Source organism: Sphingomonas sp. AC435 (assembly GCF_979253005.1).
In genome coordinates this window covers 1-20,370 of the sequence record NZ_CEEDCJ010000015.1, presented here as the reverse complement: position 1 = coordinate 20,370, position 20,370 = coordinate 1, and the positions used below count along the sequence as shown (strand labels likewise).

At 66.2% G+C, this 20,370-nt stretch carries 24 protein-coding genes; 8 read left to right on the top strand and 16 right to left on the bottom strand.

Annotated features, from left to right (window positions below; all coding sequences use genetic code 11):
* Nucleotides 1-11 precede the first annotated feature (11 nt).
* From AC0CH8_RS18125 to AC0CH8_RS18115, 3 genes are all read left to right on the top strand, one after another.
* On the top strand, nt 12-533 hold the full coding sequence (locus AC0CH8_RS18125) for a hypothetical protein (RefSeq protein ID WP_465241081.1): 522 nt from the start codon (nt 12-14) through the stop codon (nt 531-533).
* A gap of 162 nt (nt 534-695) precedes the next feature.
* Nucleotides 696-1,004 carry a hypothetical protein gene (locus AC0CH8_RS18120; protein ID WP_204200134.1) on the top strand — a complete coding sequence of 103 codons (309 nt, stop codon included), beginning with the start codon at nt 696-698 and terminating at the stop codon, nt 1,002-1,004.
* 83 nt (nt 1,005-1,087) lie between these two features.
* Complete coding sequence (locus AC0CH8_RS18115; protein WP_465241080.1) at nt 1,088-1,765, top strand: hypothetical protein; 678 nt, start codon at nt 1,088-1,090, stop codon at nt 1,763-1,765.
* A gap of 39 nt (nt 1,766-1,804) precedes the next feature.
* Here AC0CH8_RS18115 and AC0CH8_RS18110 read toward each other — a convergent pair whose 3' ends face one another.
* From AC0CH8_RS18110 to AC0CH8_RS18050, 13 genes are all read right to left on the bottom strand, one after another.
* Nucleotides 1,805-1,945: an entericidin A/B family lipoprotein gene (locus AC0CH8_RS18110; protein ID WP_204200132.1), complete on the bottom strand. Its 141-nt coding sequence runs from the start codon at nt 1,943-1,945 to the stop codon at nt 1,805-1,807.
* Nucleotides 1,946-2,009: 64 nt separating this feature from the next.
* Nucleotides 2,010-2,891, bottom strand: a complete 882-nt coding sequence (locus tag AC0CH8_RS18105; RefSeq protein ID WP_465241079.1) for a hypothetical protein — start codon at nt 2,889-2,891, stop codon at nt 2,010-2,012.
* A 33-nt stretch (nt 2,892-2,924) separates the two neighbouring features.
* On the bottom strand, nt 2,925-3,122 hold the full coding sequence (locus AC0CH8_RS18100) for a CsbD family protein (RefSeq protein WP_465241078.1): 198 nt from the start codon (nt 3,120-3,122) through the stop codon (nt 2,925-2,927).
* Complete coding sequence (locus AC0CH8_RS18095; protein WP_465241096.1) at nt 3,119-4,639, bottom strand: PAS domain S-box protein; 1,521 nt, start codon at nt 4,637-4,639, stop codon at nt 3,119-3,121. The genes AC0CH8_RS18100 and AC0CH8_RS18095 overlap by 4 nt, the downstream gene beginning before the upstream one ends.
* Before the next feature lie 8 nt (nt 4,640-4,647).
* Entirely contained in the window at nt 4,648-5,085 is a 438-nt protein-coding gene (locus AC0CH8_RS18090; protein WP_465241077.1) for a CsbD family protein, read from the bottom strand.
* Nucleotides 5,067-5,387: a hypothetical protein gene (locus AC0CH8_RS18085; protein WP_465241076.1), complete on the bottom strand. Its 321-nt coding sequence runs from the start codon at nt 5,385-5,387 to the stop codon at nt 5,067-5,069. The genes AC0CH8_RS18090 and AC0CH8_RS18085 overlap by 19 nt, the downstream gene beginning before the upstream one ends.
* Before the next feature lie 96 nt (nt 5,388-5,483).
* Nucleotides 5,484-5,684 (bottom strand): hypothetical protein, encoded by a 201-nt coding sequence (locus tag AC0CH8_RS18080; RefSeq protein WP_465241075.1) that lies wholly within the window; start codon nt 5,682-5,684, stop codon nt 5,484-5,486.
* A gap of 107 nt (nt 5,685-5,791) precedes the next feature.
* Complete coding sequence (locus AC0CH8_RS18075) at nt 5,792-6,433, bottom strand: TadE/TadG family type IV pilus assembly protein (RefSeq protein ID WP_465241074.1); 642 nt, start codon at nt 6,431-6,433, stop codon at nt 5,792-5,794.
* Between the two features lie 7 nt (nt 6,434-6,440).
* Nucleotides 6,441-7,052: a TadE/TadG family type IV pilus assembly protein gene (locus AC0CH8_RS18070; RefSeq protein WP_465241073.1), complete on the bottom strand. Its 612-nt coding sequence runs from the start codon at nt 7,050-7,052 to the stop codon at nt 6,441-6,443.
* The gene (locus tag AC0CH8_RS18065) at nt 7,049-9,052 is read right to left on the bottom strand and encodes a TadE/TadG family type IV pilus assembly protein (RefSeq protein ID WP_465241072.1); all 2,004 of its coding nucleotides are present in this window, start codon (nt 9,050-9,052) and stop codon (nt 7,049-7,051) included. The genes AC0CH8_RS18070 and AC0CH8_RS18065 overlap by 4 nt, the downstream gene beginning before the upstream one ends.
* A gap of 224 nt (nt 9,053-9,276) precedes the next feature.
* Nucleotides 9,277-10,068 (bottom strand): ThuA domain-containing protein, encoded by a 792-nt coding sequence (locus AC0CH8_RS18060; RefSeq protein ID WP_465241071.1) that lies wholly within the window; start codon nt 10,066-10,068, stop codon nt 9,277-9,279.
* Between the two features lie 98 nt (nt 10,069-10,166).
* On the bottom strand, nt 10,167-10,634 hold the full coding sequence (locus tag AC0CH8_RS18055) for a hypothetical protein (RefSeq protein ID WP_465241070.1): 468 nt from the start codon (nt 10,632-10,634) through the stop codon (nt 10,167-10,169).
* Nucleotides 10,635-10,659: 25 nt separating this feature from the next.
* Entirely contained in the window at nt 10,660-12,033 is a 1,374-nt protein-coding gene (locus AC0CH8_RS18050; RefSeq protein ID WP_465241069.1) for a LysM peptidoglycan-binding domain-containing protein, read from the bottom strand.
* 115 nt (nt 12,034-12,148) lie between these two features.
* Between AC0CH8_RS18050 and AC0CH8_RS18045 the strand changes: the two genes are divergently transcribed.
* Together AC0CH8_RS18045 and AC0CH8_RS18040 are read left to right on the top strand one after the other, a co-directional pair.
* The gene (locus AC0CH8_RS18045) at nt 12,149-13,126 is read left to right on the top strand and encodes an MBL fold metallo-hydrolase (protein WP_465241068.1); all 978 of its coding nucleotides are present in this window, start codon (nt 12,149-12,151) and stop codon (nt 13,124-13,126) included.
* Between the two features lie 56 nt (nt 13,127-13,182).
* Nucleotides 13,183-14,997, top strand: coding sequence for a DUF885 domain-containing protein (locus AC0CH8_RS18040; RefSeq protein ID WP_465241067.1), 1,815 nt, complete (start codon nt 13,183-13,185; stop codon nt 14,995-14,997).
* A 148-nt stretch (nt 14,998-15,145) separates the two neighbouring features.
* On the opposite strand, the gene AC0CH8_RS18035 is transcribed toward AC0CH8_RS18040, so the two are convergent.
* On the bottom strand, nt 15,146-16,009 hold the full coding sequence (locus AC0CH8_RS18035) for a 3-keto-disaccharide hydrolase (protein ID WP_465241066.1): 864 nt from the start codon (nt 16,007-16,009) through the stop codon (nt 15,146-15,148).
* A 165-nt stretch (nt 16,010-16,174) separates the two neighbouring features.
* Between AC0CH8_RS18035 and AC0CH8_RS18030 the strand changes: the two genes are divergently transcribed.
* The 3 genes from AC0CH8_RS18030 (at nt 16,175) to AC0CH8_RS18020 (ending at nt 19,012) form a co-directional block, all read left to right on the top strand.
* On the top strand, nt 16,175-17,161 hold the full coding sequence (locus AC0CH8_RS18030; RefSeq protein ID WP_465241065.1) for a bile acid:sodium symporter family protein: 987 nt from the start codon (nt 16,175-16,177) through the stop codon (nt 17,159-17,161).
* Between the two features lie 52 nt (nt 17,162-17,213).
* Complete coding sequence (gene uvsE / locus AC0CH8_RS18025; protein WP_465241064.1) at nt 17,214-18,344, top strand: UV DNA damage repair endonuclease UvsE; 1,131 nt, start codon at nt 17,214-17,216, stop codon at nt 18,342-18,344.
* 149 nt (nt 18,345-18,493) lie between these two features.
* Entirely contained in the window at nt 18,494-19,012 is a 519-nt protein-coding gene (locus AC0CH8_RS18020; protein WP_465241063.1) for a hypothetical protein, read from the top strand.
* Here AC0CH8_RS18020 and AC0CH8_RS18015 read toward each other — a convergent pair.
* Both AC0CH8_RS18015 and AC0CH8_RS18010 read right to left on the bottom strand, forming a co-directional pair.
* A complete protein-coding gene (locus AC0CH8_RS18015) occupies nt 18,972-19,412 on the bottom strand; it encodes a hypothetical protein (RefSeq protein WP_465241062.1) in 441 nt (146 codons plus the stop codon). The two genes, AC0CH8_RS18020 and AC0CH8_RS18015, sit on opposite strands and share 41 nt — an antisense overlap.
* A 133-nt stretch (nt 19,413-19,545) precedes the next feature.
* The gene (locus AC0CH8_RS18010; protein ID WP_465241095.1) at nt 19,546-19,932 is read right to left on the bottom strand and encodes a DUF4011 domain-containing protein; all 387 of its coding nucleotides are present in this window, start codon (nt 19,930-19,932) and stop codon (nt 19,546-19,548) included.
* Between the last annotated feature and the right edge of the window lie 438 nt (nt 19,933-20,370).

The window sequence follows — 20,370 nt, the reverse complement described above, 5'->3', positions numbered from 1 at the left end:
TCGCATCGTCGGTGCAGGCCCAGCCGGGGCCGCAGGACGTGGGCGAGTGGACGGTCGCGGTGAGCAAGGATGGCAAGGGCTGTTTCCTGACCCGCGAGTTCGATCGCGCCGGAGACACCACGCTGCTGCTCGGGATCGATACCGACGGCACGAACCACCTGACTCTCCTCAACGCCAATTGGTCGATCAGGCCGAAAGACCGCCTGAAGCTAACGTTCCGTCTGTCGAAAGGCGCTTATCCCGGCCATTTCGCGATCGGTCTGATGTCGGACGGAAAGCCGGGCTTCGTCACGAGTTTCGAGCCGCAGTTTCCGACCTATTTCGCGAATTCGCGGACGCTGGAGATCAATCGCGGCGACGTGCCGGTGGAGCGGCTGAACCTGGACGGCAGCGGGGCGGCGATCGTCGCGTTGCGGCGCTGCGTGGAGACCCAGCGCGCCAGGCCAGTGGCGGCCATCCGGGACAAGCCGCGCACAGACGATATTCCCAAAGATCCTTTCGCACCGTCGTCGAAGCGCAAGCGGCGCCAGTAGCTCCGCCCGATTCGGCGCCTGAGAAGCGCTGCCAAGCACCTGTGCGAACCCGCAAATTTCATCCGTTGAACGGAGAAGATGCACGTCCGAACAGAATCCGGATTGGCGACGCATCGCTGCTCGGCTTGGTTGTTCCGACTGGTTAACGATTGGAAAACCGCAATGTCTCAGTTTGCGTCTAAGTTCATGCCCGCGATGGTGATCCTGGCCGGTGCGGTCGGTCTCGGCGGCTGCGCCACCAAGTCCTATGTGCGCGAGCAGGTCGCCCCGGTCAGCCAGCGCGTGGACACGCTGGAGGCCAAGCTGCAGGAAACCGACGGCACCGCCAAGTCGGCGCTGGCGGAGGCGCAGGCCGCGTCCGGCCAGTTGCAGGCGTCCGGTCAGCGGCTCGACCAGCTCAATGGTCGCGTCGACGGCGTCGAGCAGCGGTTGCAGGCGCAGGAAGCACGTCCGAAGCGTCCGCGGCACTGATCGCACGACGTTATTTCCCGTTTGATGATCGTCGGTCGTTCCTCGTGGGGACGGCCGGCTTTTCGCGTAAGTGCTATCGATCCATGACCATCGTGCTGCGGATATTGACCGGACTGATCCTGATGTTCCCCGCCGCGGCGGTCGCGCAGGACGGCGTGACGGAGGCGGGCGTTGTCCCTGTTGAAGCCGCTGTCGGCCCGTCCGAAGGCGTCGTCCGGGTTACGGAATGGGTGGCGGCGTCGAAGGACAATCATGCGCTACCCTATGCGATCGTCGACAAGATCAACGGGTCGCTGGTGTTGTTCGACGGCAAGGGCAAGCTGATCGAGACGGTGCCGGTGCTGGTCGGGATCGCCCCCGGCGACGATGCCACGCCCGGTGTCGGGGCCAAGACGCTCGCCGAGATCGGACCGGCCGAAAAGACGACTCCGGCGGGACGTTTTCTCGCCAAGTTCGGGATACCCTTCCGCAAGGAGCGGATCCTGTGGGTCGATTATGCCACATCCGTGGCCATGCATCCCATCCCGACCGATGCCGGCAAGAAGGAGCAGCGGCGCGAGCGGATGCTGTCTCCCACCCCGGACGACAACCGCATCACCTTCGGCTGCATCAACGTACCCAAGGCGTTCTACGCCAAGCGGTTGCGGCCGATGTTCCAGCGGAAGGGCGGCTACGTGTACATCCTGCCCGACACCAAGCCGTTGGAAGAGGTCTTCCCGCGACTGCGCGTGCAGGCGCTGATGAAGCGGGCCGCAACTTAGGCGAAAGCGCGGAGCGCCGGGGGCGCTCCGCCACGATCGTTACTTCTTGCTTTCGCCCGAGGCGCTGGACACGGCCGAGCCGGCCGATTTGAGATCCTTGCCCGCGCCATCGACCGTGTTGCAGGCCGCAAGTGCGATCATCGTGGTGAGGGCGAACACAAGCCCGATCTTCCTGGTCATGCTGTCATTCCTTTTCGTTGGAAGCGAAGGCGGCGGACCCGATACGCCGGTCCGCCGCGGATACTCACCGCAGCCGCCGGCGGGTCGCGGTGGTGGCACCGAACCCGGATGCCGCCGCGCCGACGAGCAGCGCCAGGACGAGGACGAAGGAGGTTCCCGCCGCCGCACCGGCCGCTGCGTCGGTAGCCGACTTGGCGGTGGCGACGGTGTCGTTCTTCGTCTGCACGAACTGCTGCTTGGCCCGCGTCACCTGCGCCTGTGCCTCCGGACGGCTGATCTTGCGCTGTGCCGCGACGATGTCGACGATCCGGCTTTCCGCCTGCCGACCGTCATTGCCACCGCGGGCCAGGGCGGGCAGCTCGCGCGCGATTTCCTTCTGTGCCTGCTCCGGCGTCATCTGCGCCGGGTCGGTCGGCGCGTCCGACAGGTACGCCGCCGCCTCGCTGCGCACGTCGCTCTCGTCGATGCCGGCGAGCGACGCCGCCTTGGGTGCGGCGGCGCTGACCGTCGCCCCGGCCGCGCCCGCGACGGAGCCGACGGTCCGGAACGCGCCGCCGATGATGCCGCCGACCGCCGAAGTCAGCAGGTACAGCGTGAGGATCAGGGTCACGCCCCAGACCACCAGTCCGTGGACCAGCGCGTCGAACCGCTCGTGCACGCCCGCGACGCGCGCCGCCGCGAAGCCACCCGCGCCGAGCGCGAGGACGGTGGTGATGAGCCAGTAGATGCCGGCACCGATCCCGAAGCCCGCCGCGCCCGGCGTCGTGCCCTCGACCGGATCGACCATCGTCAGTCCGATGCCCGCGCCGAGGATGCCGAGCACCAGCTGGACCGCGACGGCGATGACGACGCCGGCAAAGATCGCGCCCCAGGACAGTCGGGTCGCCGTCTTGCCCGGATGCGTGTCATCGACCGGCGCGAGGCCGGTGGTAGCGTAGGTAGCCATAGTTACTCCTGTTGAACTGATTGTACGCCGCGGTCAGGGCCGCGATGATTTCCGGACGCCCGAGGCATCGGCGGCGCCCGCCTGCCGTTCGGCAGTGCCGGCCGCCTGGGCGGCATCGTCGCCGATCAGCTTGCCGATCGCCTCGTGAACCGATCCCTTGGCTTCCCGCGTGGTGGCGGCCTTCGCCTTGTCGTCCCGCGAAGCGCGCGTGTTCGTCGGCCGGGCAGTCATGCCGCCGTCTCCCGTTGGTGTTTGTCCACAGCGACGCCCTCTCCGTCGAAGCCACGGGCGCGGGCCCAGGCCACGGCGGCAATGCGGCGATTGACCCCGATCTTGGCGTAGATGCGGGCGACGTGATTGCGCACGGTGTTGCTGGCGACGTCCAGCGTGCGAGCGATCGTCTTGTCGTCGCAGCCGCGGCAGATCAGGCCCAGCACGTCGCGTTCGCGTGCCGTGAGGTCGTCGAGACCGGGGCCCTGCGCGTCGGTTTGCGGCGCACGCAGCCGCGCCAGCTTGTCCATGATCGAGCGGCTGAACCAGCTCGTGTCCTTCATCACCGCCTCGATCGCCTCGACGAGCTCCAGCTCGGTGGCCTTGCGCTGCGTGATGTCCTGAAACGCCCACAGCACGCACGCATCGTCGCCGAGGCGGATCGCCTCCGTCGAGATCAGGCAGTCGATCGCCGCGCCGTCGCGTGCGTGGATGCGGGCCTCGTGCGCGCGCAGGTCCCGGCCGCCGTCGATGGCGGCTTCGATCTGGCGCCGCGTCGCGTCGCTCTCCCACAGCTGAACGTCGCCCAAAGGCCGGCCGATGATCTCCGTCACCCCGTAACCGGTCATCTGCGTGAAGCTGGCATTCACCTCGCAAAGCAGATGGCCGTCGCGCGCACCGATCGCCATTGGCACGGGCGCCATCTGGAAGGTGCGCGTAAACCGTTCCTCGCTGTGGCGAAGGGCGCCCTCCGCCTTTCGGCGCGGTTCGAGATCAGCGAAGGTGAACAGCATGCAGGGCTGATCGCCCATATCGATGGGCTGGCCCGCGACGATCACCAGCTTGGTGCTGCCGTCCGGCAGTTCCAGCTCCGCCTCCATCTGCGGGACGGTCCGACCCTCCCCAAGCCGTTCCTTCGCGAGATCACGCTTTTCGGCACCGCGCAGCACGTCGATGTCGTACACGGTCCTGCACAGTACCTGGTCGCGGTGGTGGCCGGTCATGTCGAGAAAGCCCTGATTGACCTTGACGTATCGCAAGTCGCTCAGCCGGCAGATGATCGCCGGCGCGGGATTGGCGTTGAACGACTGTTCGAACCGATCCTCCGCCTCATACCGGGCGGAGACGTCCTGGATGATCAGCACGAGGCACGCCGGTTCGCTGTCGTCGGCGTCGTTGAGGACCAGACTGCGGACCTGATGTACCCAGCGTGGCGACTCCTCCCCGGCGACGGTGACCTCGACCACCACCTCCGAGAACGAGTCGCCGGCCACCACCCGCTCGATCGGGTAATCGTCGGCCTCGACCCGGTGGTTGTTGCGGTAGCGCAGTTGAAAGCGCGCCCGGTACTCGTCGACGGTCGCGCCCAGTTCGGCGATGTCGCCGACCCCGTGCATGCCCAAGGCAGCGTCGTTCGCCCAGAGCAGGCTCTGGTCGGGATCGATCAGGATCACGCCCTCGTCCAGGCCCACGATGATCTGGCGCAGGTGGCGCAGATCGGCGGTCTCGCGAAGGGATTTGAACGCTGCCTCGGCCATGACGGGGGTCAGTCGCGACGACCGTGGATGAACCACGCCAGGCCATAGCCGCCGAGGGCGGCGGCGAGGGCCCAGAGGGCGGGTGTATCGTGAACGGTCTGCACGGCGGCGTGGCCACCCGTCCGGGCGCTGTCGGCGACGCGCTCGCCGGCCGCTTTCAGCCGTTCGCGGGCGGCGTCGGCCAACTCGGGCGCGCTGTCGACGGCATCCTCGACGATCGAGCGTGCCCGGCCATAGCCGTGCTGCACGCCGCCGGCGACCTGATCGACCACGCCGTCCACCTGCCAGTCGCGGCTGTCGACTGCATCGCCGACGGCCTTCTCGACCTTGCCGCCGACATAGCGGGCGCCGCCCTGGAATTCGTCCTTGTTCATCATCTTGTCCTGTTGCTGCTGGGTCGACTCGAAAGGGGAGGTACGGATCGGGGTCAGGGAAGGACGCCGCACCCGGCGGCAGCCTTGCCGACGGAGATCGCGATGGCCGGATCCTTCAACTCGCCCGCGACCCGAAGCAGGTCGCCGACCGTCAGGACGCCCGGATCGGTATCGCCCTTACGATAGGCGGCAGCGGCGCGTCCGAGCTGCTGGAGCTGGCCGAGCGACAGGTCGCCCTGCAACCGGTCGCCGACGCAATCCGCACGCGGGCCGTCCAATCCGTAACGCTGCAGCCCCGTCGAAATGCGGGTTGCAGGCGCGGCACAGCCGGACAGCAATGTCGCGCCGACAAGCGCGACGGTCAGGGCTTTCATGATCGATCCTCCACAACCGGTACCGCCGGGTCCAGCTGGTTCGGGCGGATCAACCAGTCACGGGACTGGGCGTTCCTGGTATTTTTGCGCGTTCTACTAGTGGAGAAGCACTAAACGGAGCGCCCTGGCCCGATCCTCGTAGAGTTGCCGAAGCCGGCGATGAATGGTCTTCGAGGCAAAATCATCAGCCTTTTCCGCAAGTTGCTGGTGATCCGCGGCACGTTTGCGCAGATACTCATACTCCTCCGCATCCAGGCGCAGGACGGAGTTGGGGGCAGGGTCGCTATCGTCGCTCATGTTGACGTCGCTACCACTCGCCCGGGTGCGGCCATATCGTGCTGATATACCCTTGGGTTGGTAGATCGGCACCAATCGCGCCGCGACATGTCGACGGTTCCGACCGATCAGCAGGTCGAGGGCGTCACCTTGTCCGCATTCGTCAATCCGGAGGCAAGGTCGCGGCGATCGCGCACCGCCATCGACGCGATCTCGACCATCTCCGTCGCCGGCGTCCAGGTCAGCCCGACGATCGGCTTGTAGACATAATAGACTTCGACGAACATCGTCGCATTGTCGTCCTGCGCGGTCACGAGGCGACCCGCGGGGCCCATGCCCGCCAGGTTCGTCGCGCCGGCATTGCCATAGGTGGAGGGGTGCACCTTCGCGCCGTAACACCGCTGCCACGCGATCTTGTATTTGCTGGTGGTGTTGGGATTCGCCTGCGGTTCGAGATCCGACAGCACGACCCGGCCATTCTCGCGCAGGTTCAACTTACCCGACGCGGTTTGAGCACCGATGAAGAGGTCGTTGACATCGTTTTCGGTGATCGTCTTCGCCGCCAGGGGCGATCCGGAGCCGATCCGCGCAGCGTTGTCCGCGATCTGCAAGGCGATCTGGCTCATCCGCATCTTGGTTGTGACGTAATTCGCGATCTCCATTCCGCCCAGACACAACAGGACCAGCGCCGGGAGGACGATGGCGAATTCCATCAGCGCGAGGCCGCGGCGATCGCGACGGAGACAGCGGGCGAAGGTCGCAAACATCATCGGTCGCTCAATCGCAATGCAGCACGTCGGTGCCGACGTCCGACTGATCCGCATAGGGCTGGTTCTGCACCACCGCCTGCGCCACCAGCGTTTGCTTGTCGGGGACATCGATGAACCTGTTGAGGGGCAGCATCCGCGGATACTTCACGGTCACGGTATAGATCGTCTTGTCCTTGGCGCCGCCCTGCGCCCCGTTGCTGCCGTCGCTGTCCCAACTGCCGTTGCGGTTGGCATCGACATAGGGTTCGTGCTGGTCGCACCGGCCATTGCCGTTGTTGTCGGTCCAGTTCTCCGCCTTGGCACTCACGGCGTCGGAGAAGGTCCGGTACGACTTACGTCCGATCGTCACGTCGGCATTGTTGGCCAGGACCAGCACCTGCGCCTTGACCCGCGCATCGATCGCATTCTGGACGTCGGACGTGGAGTCTTCCAGACTGCTGTCGCGTCCGGCCTTTTGCACCACGCCTTGCAGCGCCGCCTGCATGTACAGCGTGTGCGCCTCGTCGAAGCTGCCCACCAGCAGCAGGCACATGACCGGCGCGACGACGGCGAACTCGACCAGCGCCGCGCCTTTCCGATCGGTGCACAGCGACGGACGGGGGGACGCAGGCCGGTTCAATTGGTGATCCTCAACTGCGAGATCTGGTCGGCGATCTGGCGAAAGGTGTTCTGAAGATCGGTTTGGTTGCGTGCCGCGAAGAACCGGCCGGGCGTGGCGCAGTTGCGCATCTGCGTTTCGAGCGTGTTGTTCTTCACGCCGAACCAGATCACCCATAAGGTGATGTTCTCGTTGCGGACCACCCTGCACACCGCCTGGTAGCGGGCGTTGACCTGCTGCGTCAGGGTGCCGGTTGTCGTGCAGCCCTCGGTCGGCAACGTATTCGCCGGAGTCTGGCGGCGATCGATCGCCGCGAAGCCATAGGCCTGATAATTGTCGATGTCGGTGCACGCATCGCCGTCGGTCATGAAGATCAAATTGCGCTGGATCTCGCCGCCTTGCGGCGTGAATTCGTTCTCTGCCCGGAAGATGCCGGTCGGCCACATCAGGCGCGCGCCCCAGATCAGACCGATATCGTGATAGGTGTTGCCCCTCGCGACGAGGCCGTCGACATAGTTGCTGAACTCGTTGGCATAGGGCCATTTCATCATCTTCGTCGCGGCGGCGGGGCATTCCGACACGCGCGAGAAGGGCAGGGCGTTGAACGTCCTGATCGTGTCCGTCGTATAGACGCCGCTGGCGTTCTTGCGGCCGAAGACGGCACCCGGCAACAATGGGCCCCACTGCGTCTCCTCGCTGCCCGTGGGGGCAGTCTTCAGGTCCAGATCGAGCGCGTCGCCGGGGATGGGGTCGTAGGAGGTCGCGCGAACCGTCTGGCGTTCTTCGATGCAGCCGCCCCATGCCACCGAAGTGGCGGCATTGAACTTGCCGATCGGCAGCGACACGTTGGCCATGCCGGGGTTGTTCTTCAACTGGCTTATGTCGAACCGCACCGGCCGATAGGCGAAGATCGGGAAGCCGACCGCGCCGGCGGCTTTCGACGACACACGCTTGTGCCATGCCAGCCGGAACATCGTCCGTTCCTGATAGCGGAGCGTGCAGATCTTCAGCGAACTGGAGTAGCTGGTGCTGTAGGTGCGATGAATCGTCGGCGTATAGGCCGACCATTCGGTGCCGTTGTCGCTATTCTCGATCGGCCATTGCCGCTGGCCGGATGTCGGCGTGTACGTATCGGCCGGCGTCGGGAACGTGCTCGAATTGCAGTCCGCCGATGATCCGACGCCGCGCAACTGCACGGGTATGGCGGTGCCGTAGCTGCCGACGGTGTTGGTCGCGAACGTGTCGTTCCACCGGTCGAACGCGCCATATTCCGGATCGTCGTCGACCTCACGCGATTGGTAGGTCCAGTTGTTGGCGATGTAGTCGGTCGGCAGCAGGCGGCCGACATTGACGTTCATCGCGTAGGGCACGAAGCCGAAGCGCACCTGGACCTGATCGCTGAGTCCGCCCGAAGGAGCGCCACCGACGCAATCCTCGTCGGTATCCAGCCGGGCGACGATCTCGTAGAAGCATTTCACTGCCGAGCGCATCGCCTGCATCTTCGTCTGGCTGTCGGTCGACACCGCCTTGGAATCCATCGATCCGGTGTTGTCGAGCACGAACATCACGTCCGTATTCGGCAGGCGCATCTCCGCTTCGCAGGTCACCGACAATGTCGTGGTCGTGGCGCCGATGACCTTGGTCAGGGTCATCGGCAATATCGCCGACGCCGTGCCGGTGACCTTGCCCGCAGACTCCGAAAACGCGGACGTCATGCCGCTGCTGCCGTACGCGTCGTCGGCGATGTTCGCCTTGAAGAAGCGTTGCGCGACCGTGTTCGGCATGTTGCCGCTCTGGCTCCACTGGCCGCCGCCCATCGCCTTGCGCCCGGCGAGCGCGCCGGCATCGCATGCATGCTGGAGCCGTGTCTTGACGAGGTACATGCGCGCGACATCGACTCCGCCGCCGATCATGCCGCATAGGGGGATCAGCGCGGCGGCCATGATTGCCAGCGTGTTGCCGCGACGACTTTGCGCCAGACGCACCAGAAAGGCGCGCGGTCTGTCAGAACCGAAATGCATTGTACCGGACCCCGCAGTCGACGGCGGGTGCCACAGCTACCCGCTAAACCGCTGTGCAGTCACGGTAGTTAAGAAACCATTCTGAACGATTGCAAATACTTGCGGGAACATCCTCACCACAGATGAAACGAACTTACGTCAATAATCTGTGTTCCAGAAGGATTGTGGGTCGAATGTTTGTGTGTGTCTGCATGCACGTCGTCACACATTGCGAAGACGTACCGCTACCGCGCTGCCCAGCGGACCGCGTTGACGAGGATGCGGCGGTAGTTCGGGTCGTCATACGCTTCCGGCGTATGGCCCAGCGCAGAATAGACGACCCGCCCCTTGCTTCGCGGATTGAACCATATCACCGGATGCGATCCCATCGTCAGCTTCGCGCCCGGCCGATAGCTCGCCTCGTCGATGCGCGCGAGGACGGTCATACCCTTGGCCGCCGGATCACCGGAGAACGAGTACCACTCGTCCTTCGGTGACCAGGGCAGCGTCACGCCGGCCATGACCGGGTGGCGAGGCTGGTCGACGACGATCCGCGCAGACTGGATGTGGTCGTCGCCGCCGGGATGACCGATGAATTTGGTGCCGATGACGGTGTCGACATACCAGGGTGCGGTGTGGCTATCGTCGCCTGCCGCGTGCAGCGCCACCACGCCGCCGCCCCGCGCGACGAACCGTGCGAACGCGGCGCGCTGATCGGGGGTCAGGAAGTCGCCGCTGGCGCTGTTCAGCACCACGACGGAGAAATGGCGGAGTTGTTCGTCGTTGAACACCGCGGCATTTTCCGTCGCGTAGCTGGCGCGGCCCAGACCGCGTGCGATGTCGGCGAGCACGTCGTTGGAATGGGGGATGTGTTCGATGTGCCGCCAGCCGTTGGTCTTCGACACGATCAACACCGCGCGGTCCAGCTTTGCCGGAAGCACCGGCCGCACGGTGTCATAGGTCGCCCGTGGAAGGTGCGGATCGGGGGCCGACTGCGCTGCCGTCAACAGCCCGACCACTGCCAGAATTCGGTACATCCTGCGTTTCTCCTGACCGACAGTCATGCCGGGAAGCGGTCGCGGGCACAATCCTATAGGATGGCTATGATGCGTAGCACGACGCGCGAGATCTGCGCTCAGTCCGCGACGGATACCTCATAGGCCGATCCCGTGGTCCCGATCGGGTAGACGGACGCACTGAAGCTCCCCTCCACATACAGTACCTTGCCGCCCGGCAGCGCGGCAACGAACGTACGCGCGGACTCGTCGAGGCGATCCCATTTGCCGAGTTCCGCCAGTTCGGGCTGCGTCATCATCTTCGCGGTCACCGCAGCGCAGGGCTCTTCCCAGAACAGCGTGTCGGCGGCGTGTCCCGCATACCGGTAACTGACCTTGCAGGCGGGCTTGCCGCGCAACGCGAAGTCCTTCTTCGCGAGCACGCGCGACCCGGCCTGCGCAGCCGAAGCCGTCGGCGGGGTCGGCTTTGCCGCCACCGGCATGGGCCCAACCAGGGGCGCAACCGTGGGCGAGGCGGACTCCGCTGGCTTGGTCGCCGGGGCGGGTTGCGAACAGCCGGCCAGCGCGAGGCAGGACATCACGAGCATGCGGATCGATCCGCGGGGCAGGCCGTCAGTCAGGGTCGAACTCCACGTGAAGATGGTTGTTGCTGCGATTGGCGAACGTCTCGAACACAACGTCGTATCGCGCGCCCAATATCCCGCGCACCTCGGCCTGGAAAGCGCGACCCTGTTGGATCGTGATGTTGTTGCCGCGGAAATCAAGCGCGCGGTCGGCATAATGGAGCGACGCGGTCGAGTGGCGGCTGTCGTTGCCGGACGTGATGACCGGCGTCGGCAGACCGAGCTTCTCCGCCGCCTGCGCGACGGCGCGGATCGCGGGGGACATCGCCGCGTCGAGCCGGCCGATATGCACGCCGTCGCTCTTGACCTGAACCCCGGCCTCCGCCGCCACCGTATGGCCGTCGATGCGGCCGGTCGCGGTGGCATTCGCGTCGACGTTGGCGGCGGCCGTGCCCGGCAGTGCGACGGTCACCTCGCCGGGACGGTAGCGTTCCAGTTCGGGAACGGTGCCGTGATGGTGCACGGCATTGCCGCGCCCCAGCACCGGCCCGTCCAGCGCGTTGATCCAGCCGAGATTGTTGGCGCTGGAATAGTTCGGATTGGCATAGTTGAGGTGCGATCCGATCGACGACGGCGTGCCGCTCGCCCGCTCCGCCAGATAGGTGTCGACGAAGGTATCGACGCGCGTGCTGATCCGGCTGTTCGGGATGTCCTCGACCGAATTGCGGCCGTCGCGGCGCGCGATCGGACCGTTGATGTCGGAGAACTGGTTGTAGCTGTCGACCACGTCGGCGACGCTCTCACCCCAATGGCCCGACGCGGTGCGGTTCAGGATCGTGTCGACGATGCCGCGCGCCTGCGCGTCGCCGGCGGTCTGCACCCACTCGGTCTGCAACGTCTTCTTGAGGTTGGTCACGTCGGCGTCCGTCAACGACAGTGTGCCGTTCTCGATGCGCGTCGACTGGCTGATGCCGGCGGTAGCGGATGTGCGCGCCGTCGCGTGAGTGGGGGTCGTGCCGCCGCTGCCCGTGCCGCCGCTTCCCGTACCGGCCGGGATCGTGATCGTGTCGCCGGGGTAGATGCGGGATGGATTGTCGATCTGCGGATTGGCGGACAGCACCGCCTTCAGTCCGACACCGTGCTTCGCCGCGATGTCGCCCAGCGTGTCGCCATGTTCGATCGTATAGCGTTGGCCTGCGCCGGCCGGCAGCGTCAGCGTCTGGCCGACATGGACGAGGTCGGGATTGCGGATGTCGTTCAGCCGCACCAGCACCCCGACATCGGTCTGGTAACGATGCGCGATCGACGACAGCGTCTCGCCCGACGTCACGATGTGGCTGCCACCCGGCTTCGGCGGCTCGCCACCGATACGGAGGGATGCATCCGCCCGGACGCTCGCGGCGACCGATACTGCGCTGACCATGACGCGGGACTCCTCTGCTGACGATCCGGAATGTCCCACGCTTGCAGGGTCTTGTCGTTAGTCGAAGCGATTAGTTGGGTTTGCGCGGAGCGTCGGCCGGACAGTAGGATGCGGCATGCCCCGCAACCGATACTATGACGGCGCGCCGAGCGATCATTTCGACGGCACCCGCTTCTTCAATCCCGGCCAGCCGTCTACCGACCGCGGCCTGCGCGACATGCTGCGCTGGAAGCTGGCGGGGGCGGCTGCGCGCTGGCCCGCGTCGGTGGCGGTGACGCCCGCCAGGCCCGAGGCGCGCGTCGACGGCCTGCGGGTGACGATGGTCGGGCACGCCGCGCTGCTGATCCAGGTCGCGGGGGTCAACATCCTGACCGACCCGGTCTGGTCGGACCGCGCCAGCCCGTTCCGCCGCGTCGGACCGAAGCGGGTGACCGCGCCGGGCATCGCGTTCGACGACCTGCCACCGATCGATGCCGTGCTGCTGAGCCACGGCCATTACGATCACCTCGACGTGGACACGCTGCGTCGCCTCCACGCGGTGCATGCGCCATTGATGGCGATGCCGCTGGGCAACGATGCGATCGTGCGGGCGGCGGTGCCGGAGGCGCGCTGCGTCGCGGGCGACTGGTGGGACCGGCTGGTGCTGGCGGAGGGGATCGCGACGACGCTGACGCCCGCCTATCACTGGTCCAATCGCTGGCCGAGCGACTCGCGCATGATGCTGTGGAGCGGCCATCATCTGGACACGCCGGCGGGGTCGCTGTGGTTCGTCGGCGACACCGGCTATGGCGACGGCCGCATCTTCAGCGACATTCGAACGCGGCTGGGAGCGCCGGACGTGGCGCTGATCCCGATCGGCGCCTACGAACCGCGCTGGTTCATGGCCGCGCAGCATGTCGACCCGGCGGAAGCGGTGCGGATCTTTACCGATGTCGGCGTCGGTCGCGCGCTGGGCATCCACTGGGGCACGTTTCAACTGACCGACGAAGCGCGGGAGGCACCGCGCGATGGCCTCCAGCAGGCACTGGTCGATGCGGGCATCGCCGCCGACCGGTTCGTGGCCGCCGAGCCGGGCGGGGTCTACCACTTCTAGGCGATTGCCTCACAGGGGTGGGTGGGCGACAAGCGCCTGACACACAGGAGTATTCGATGCGTCTTGCCTTCGCCCTCATGACCTTGCCCCTGACTCCGCTGATCCAGGCGAGCGCGCCGGTGCCGCTGCAAGCCGCCGCCACTCAGGCGCAGGACGCCGCGCTGCTGCAATTTCTCGACCGCGCCTATGACGAGCAACTGGCGCTCAGCCCGGAGAACCAGACGCAGCTCGGGTTCAAGACGAATTACGGGAAGCTCGACGATTATACCGATGCCGCCGCGGTGCGGGGGCGGGCGCTGGCCGAGCGGCAGTTGAAGGCGATGCGGGCGCAGTTCCGGCCCGAGCAACTGGGGGAGAGTGCGCGCGTCAGCTATCGCCTGTTCGAATATCAGGTCGAGCGCGAGGGCGAGTCCTTCCAGTTCCGCAAACTGCGCTTCCCGGTGTCGACCAACGGCAGCCCGGCGGGCGACATTCCCGTGCTGCTCATCAACAACCACAAGGTCGACACGGTCGCCGATGCCGAGGGCTATATTGCGCGCCTCCGCGAAACCGAGCGGGTGATGCGCGAAGTCGCCGCGACGATGCGCGAGCAGGCGGCAGCGGGGATCATCCCGAACAAGGTCAATTTCGCCCCCGCCCGTGCCGACGCGAAGGCGGTCATCACCGGCGCGCCGTTCGACAATGGTCCGGATTCGACCGTCATGGCCGATTTCCGCAAGAAGGTGACGGCGCTGAAGGCACCCGAAGCGATGAAGGCGAAGCTGCTGGCGGATGCCGGCGCGGCGCTGACCGGCCCGTTCCGCCGCGGCTACGACACGTTGTTCGCGGCGCTGGACACGATCGAGCCGCTGTCGAAGGGCAATTTCGGCGCATGGAGCCTCCCCAACGGCGCAGCCTATTATGCGGACCGGCTGAAGGGTTCGACGACAACCGACCTGACCGCGGACCAGATCCACGACCTCGGCCTGCGTCAGGTCGCGGCGATCCGTCAGGAGATGGAGGCGATCAAGCGCGAGGTCGGCTTTACCGGCACGCTGGAGCAGTTCTTCGACGGTATCCGCACCGATCCGAAGTTCAAATATCCGAACACCGCAGCCGGCCGCGAGGAGTATCTGGGCGATGCCCGTGCCGTCATCGCGTCGGTGATGGTCGCCGCCCCGCGCTATTTCCGCGTCCTGCCCAAGGCACCGCTGGAGGTGCGTGCGGTGGAGAAGTGGCGGGAGGGCACGGCGTCGACCGCGTTCTACAACCCGCCCTCCGCCGACGGATCGCGGCCCGGCATTTATTACGTCAACCTCGTCGACATGAACCAGACGCAGAAGGTGCAGGTCGCCGGCATCGCCGCGCACGAGGGCGCACCGGGCCACCATTTCCAGATCGCGCGCCAGCAGGAGATGACGGGCATTCCCAAGTTCCGCAAGTTCGGCGGCTACGGCGCCTATGTCGAAGGATGGGGCCTGTATTCGGAGCGGCTGGCGAACGAGATGGGCGTGTACAAGGACCCCTATGCGCGGTTCGGCATGCTGTCGCTGCAGGTGTGGCGCGCGATCCGGCTGGTGCTCGACACCGGCATCCATTCCAAGCGGTGGACGCGCGAACAGGCGGTTGCGTACTTCAAGGCGAACAGCTCGGTGTCGGAGAAGGACATCGGCCGCGAGGTCGACCGGTACTTCAACTGGCCGGGTCAGGCGACCAGCTACATGGTCGGTCAGCTCAAGATCGCCGAGCTGCGCAAGCGGGCGGAACAGCAACTCGGGCCCAAGTTCGACATCCGCGACTTCCACGAAGCGGTGCTGAGCCAGGGAGCGCTGCCGCTGGCGGTGCTGGAGGAGCAGGTCGACCGCTACATCGCCGCGACGAAGGCGAAGTAGGGGACTGCCGATCAGCGCCCGTTCCCCTCCCCGGCGAAGGCCGGGGTCCAGTTGCCGCTGACCTCATGATTTTCAATGAACTCACCGCGACTGGACCCCGGCCTTCGCCGGGGAAGTGGGGGTGGGCCGCAGCTCTCCCCCCACAAGATCACTTCAGCTCGCGGATCCAGATCGAGCGGTAGCTGATCGGCGCGCTCGGATCGCCGTGATCCTGCAACTTGATCGGAGCCGGTCCGTGCGCGTTGTAGCGGGGTGCGCCGATATACGCCGTCTCGCCCTTCAGCGCGACATGGTCCTGCACCAGCACCCCGTTGACGAAGGCGGTGACGTAAGCGGGGCTGGTCACCGATCCGTCCGCGGCGAACACCGGCGCGGTCCAGATCACGTCGTAGCTCTGCCATTCGCCCGGCGCACGGACCGGGTTCGCGAGCGGGGCGAACTGCTTGTAGATCGCGCCCGCCTGACCGTTGACATAGGTCTTGTTGCGATAGCTATCCATGATCTGGAGCTCGTACCCGTTGTCGCCGTCGCCGGTCGACGCGAGGAACAGCCCGCTATTGCCGCGCGCCTGCCCCTCGCCGGTGATATTCGCCGGCACCTTCCATTCCAGATGCACCTGATAGTTGCGGAAGCTGCGTTTGGTCTGGATGTTGCCGGTGCCCTTCTTCACGGTCAGCACCCCGTCCGCGACGGTCCACTTCGCTGCGCCCTTGTCCTTGGTCGAAACCCATTCGTTCAGGTCCTTGCCGTCGAACAGCACGATCGCGTCGGAGGGGGCAGGCGTCGTCGTGGCCGGGCCGGGGACGATCACCGGCACCTCGGGCGCCCAGACCTCGGTATCCTCGGGTCGGCCGGCGGGGGCGGCCTGTGCGGCGGAAGCCGCAATCGCGCTGGGCGCGGCGGAAGCCGCAATCGCGCTGGGCGCGGCGGGTGCGGCCTGCGGTTGCGGGGTGGCGGCGGCGATGCCGGTCAAGGCGATTGCAGCGGCGGCACACGCGATCATAGCTTCCATTCCTGACCCTACTCCTGTCCGACGACGGTCGGTATCCGCCGCCCTTGGTAATCGCTTCGATCCCGCCGTCATAGTCGAAGGCGGATCGTCTGCGTAGCCAAAGCTGCGGCATCGTATCGCTGCCCCGTCCGTTGACGCACTGCATCACCGGGACGATTAGGCACGATGTTCAAGCGCATAGACCGTTACAGCCTGCTGCTGATCGCGACCGTCGTGTTCGCGTCGTTCCTGCCGTGCCGCGGCACGACCGCGACGATCCTGGGCTATGCGACGGAGGGCGCGATCGCGCTGCTGTTCTTCCTGCACGGCGCGAAGCTGTCGCGGGCGGCGATCGTGCAGGGGCTGACGAACTGGCGGTTGCACCTGCTGGTGCTCGCGATCACCTTCTGCCTATTTCCGATGTTCGGGCTGGCGGCACACGCGCTGGCGCTGCCGCTGCTTGCGCCGTCTTTGGCGAGCGGACTGCTGTTCCTGACTCTGTTGCCCTCGACCGTGCAGTCGTCGATCGCCTTCACCTCGATCGCGCGCGGCAACGTGCCCGCGGCGGTGTGCAGCGCGTCCGCATCCAACCTGCTCGGCATCCTGTTCACGCCCGCACTCGTCGCGCTACTGATGGGCGGGCATGGGAGCGTGTCCGGCGGCGAGGTCTGGACGATCGTGTTCCAGTTGCTGGTGCCGTTCGTAGCGGGGCATCTGTCGCGACCGCTGACCGCCGGGTTCGTGGAGCGGCGCAGGGCGATGCTGTCCTATGTCGATCGCGGATCGATCCTGCTGGTGGTCTACACAGCGTTCAGCGCCGCGGTCGTCGAGGGATTGTGGACGCGCGTGCCGGTGTGGCAACTCGCTTTAGTGTTCCTGTTCTGCGCGGTGCTGCTCGCGGCGGCGATGCTGACGACGCGGTTCGTGACCCGGCGGCTGAAGTTCGATCGCGCGGATGCGATCGCCATCCTGTTCTGCGGGTCGAAGAAGAGCCTCGCGGCGGGCGTGCCGATGGCGGGGGTGCTGTTCTCGTCGGCGGAAGTCGGTGCGGTGATCCTGCCGCTGATGATCTTCCACCAGTTGCAGTTGCTGGTCTGCGCGAATCTGGCGCAGCGCTATGCCGGCACCGCGCCGCGCGAGGAGGATGTCGAGAATGCGGTGATCGCCAGCTGAGGGCGGAGCCTGTCCGGGTCGGCGTCGTTATGTCTTTATGAACGAACGACCTTTGCGCCTCGGTTTCCCCGTCAAGGTGATGGGGCGACCCGATCTGAAGGTGCAGGACACGCGCCGCTGGCAGAAGAACCCGCACCTGAAATGCTCGCTTGAGCTGCTCGACGGGGTGCTGGATTATCTGCGATCGGAGCGGCTGGATATGTACCGGCTGTCGTCGGACATCGCGCCGTACGCGACGCATCCCGACATGCCGCAGTTTCACAATATGGTCGCCGAAAGCGATGCGGAACTGCGCGCATTCGGAGCAAAGGCGCGCGAATACGACATTCGCCTGTCCTTCCACCCGTCGCAATATGTGCTGCTGAACGCGCCCAACCCGGACCTGACGCGCAAGAGCATCTGGGACCTGTCGTCGCAGGCGGAGATGCTGGACCGGATGGAACTGGACGAAGAGGCGGTGATGATCACGCATGTCGGCGGCGTCTATGACGATCACGACGCCAGCCGCGCCCGCTGGATTGCGGGGTGGGAACAGTGTCCGGAGCATGTCCGGCGGCGTTTGGTGCTGGAGAATGACGACGTTCGCTTCTCCGCCGCCGACGCGCTGTGGATCCATGAGCGCACCGGCGTGCGGCTGATCTTCGACTACCAGCATTTCTGGTGCCTGAACCCCGAACGGCTGGACATGCGCGACACGCTGGAGCGGTTTCTGGCGACGTGGCCGGCGGGGGTGCGGCCGAAGATTCACTTTTCGTCGCCGCGCACCGAGCTGCGGGAGATCAAGCAGAAGATCACGCCGAAGCAGCGCGCGGCGGCGCGGGCGGGTAAGAAGGGCAAGCCGGGCGAGTTGCTCAAGGCTCCGGTCAAGCCGACCGCGCGGGTCAAGACGGTGCTCCGCCCGCCGATCTGGACGGGGCACGCGGACTTCACCAACCCGTTCGAATTCGCCACCTTCATGCGTATGGCCGAGGGACTGGTCTTCGATGTGATGATGGAGGGCAAGTCCAAGGATTTGAGCCTGTTGCGGCTGCGCCCCGACCTGCTGCGGTTCGCCCCCGACGTCGCGGCGCGCTTCGGCATCACCGCCGAGGACGCCGGAGCGTATGCCGCCGACGAGGCGCGGCTGGAGCAGGGCGTCGGCGCGGAGGACGAGGCGGATGTGGACGAGGGGATCGAGGTTTAGGGGGACGGGCGCGGCACAACGCCTGTCGGCGACACGCGGTCAGTCCCGAATTCGGCCGAACCGGACGGGTTCACCGCAGCGTCATGCTTGCCCGGCTACGGCTCGCCCGGTATCGCCGCCGTCCCTTAACCTGCGTCAGAGTTGCCTCTATGCCGATATCGTCGGCGCGGATCGTCCCGGCCGCGTTCCTGTTTCTGGCCGCGTGTTCCAGCGGTGACACGTTCGGCAACGACACCGATGCCACGCCGCGCGTGACCCTGCGCAACCTGACGGCGGCAACGTCGGCCCCGGCGCGCGGGGACGATATCGGCACGTTGATCCCGACACCGTCCGACACGCAGTCGCGCTATTTCCTGTTGTGGCAGCGCAAGCCGCTGATGGCCGGCAAGCTGGTCGCCGTGATCCGGCAGGAACGCGGTGGCCGGGTCGCCTATGCCCGCGTCGGCGTGAACTGCGAAGGGCGACTGTTCCACATCCTGGGCGTGGGCAACCGCCGGTCGTTCGCGGAGACCGCGATCGCCTATGACGGTCCATTGCGGTCGATCGAGGGGCTGCCGCTGCGCGAGGATCTGGCGACCTATGTCTGTGCCGCTGCGGGCACGCCGTTGGCACCGCGCCCGGCCGGGGTCAGTCCTGCGCCAGCGCCGCCTCGACCTCGTCGGTCGTGATGCCGAACGCGCCGGCCAGACCGGATACCGACGCGCCGCGTTTCGCCAGTTCGCGCATGCGGGCGACATCCACGACCGTCGTGTAGGACCGCGTATCACGCTGTTCGCGGACGACATCCTTGCGACCGGACGACCGGTGCCGCTGCGCCGCCGCCTTGTGCGGATCGCCCGCGGCCGATTGCTGCTCCTGCTCCCGGCGTTCGATCCGCGCCTGCTCGCGAGCGCGCAGGTCGGCATCGCGGCTGGCGGCACGGGCCTCGGATTGCTGCTTGGCGAAGGTGGCGCGATCCTTGGCGCGTTCGTCCCGCGCCTTTGCGCGTTCGGCCGCCCGATCCTCGGGGCTGGCGTTGGTGCGGATGCGGAAGCCGCTCGTCGGCGATGCGCCCCAGCTCTTGTCCACCTCGCCTCCCCACCTCGTCGAACCCGTCGTTCGTGTCCGATAATGTGCCGGGCCATAGCGAAGAGGGGCATTGAGGTCATGGGAGAATCGGCCGGTCATACGCTTCGTCGAGCGCCCTCATCCGCCAAAATGCTCACGGATGTACGCTGCGATCTGGCTGGAGCTTAACTCCTGCGCAGAGTTGCCGGAGCGCACGAGGAATCGCTCGGCCGAGCAACCGCTTCTGCAGTCCCTTGGGCGTGAACCGCGTCTGGAGGCGGATGTCGCTGTGCCGCATGCTGACGCCACGCTCGTCGGTTTCGTCGTCGACCGGTTGGGCAAGGTCGTCGATCTCGTCGACCTCGTCAGCCGGTTCGGTCTCGTCGCTGATGCGGGCCGCCTTTCCGGCGACGAAGGTGAAGGGACGACTGTCCCGTACCAGCAGGCGGAAGATCTCAGCGGTCTTGTCGTCTACGATCTCGACCGCCCGCGCGCCCTTGGCCGACCGCGGCATATTGAGAAGGCGGTTTCTGGCCGACAGGTCGAGCAGTTCGGTCCGGGCGCGTCCAGTTTTTCGCGAAGTGGCAATTTACTTTGGAAGATCGAGGTCTGCTCACCGACACCATCGTGCTCTGGATTCGTCGCCATTCTGCCCCGCCTTCGACCTTAAGGCCGGGGGGATTGCGCAAGTCCATAGAACTCCCATCGAAAGTGGCGACGTCGGCGGCCGAATGCGCGCAAGTCATCACCGCTGCGACCTGCGGACATGCCCAGCACGACAGTGGAAAATGGCGAGCGTCGAATGTCGCGGACCGATCGCGTCCTCATCGGTGCAGCTAACGTCCTGCTTTGACGGGTATCTTCTCTGATGAAGGCGCAGATGACGCCGTCTTCGGCCGTGTCTAGGGTCAGGACCCATTGATGTGAGAGGCGCGATCTGATTCAGGCTCTGAGAGGAGACTGGAATGAGCGACCTGTT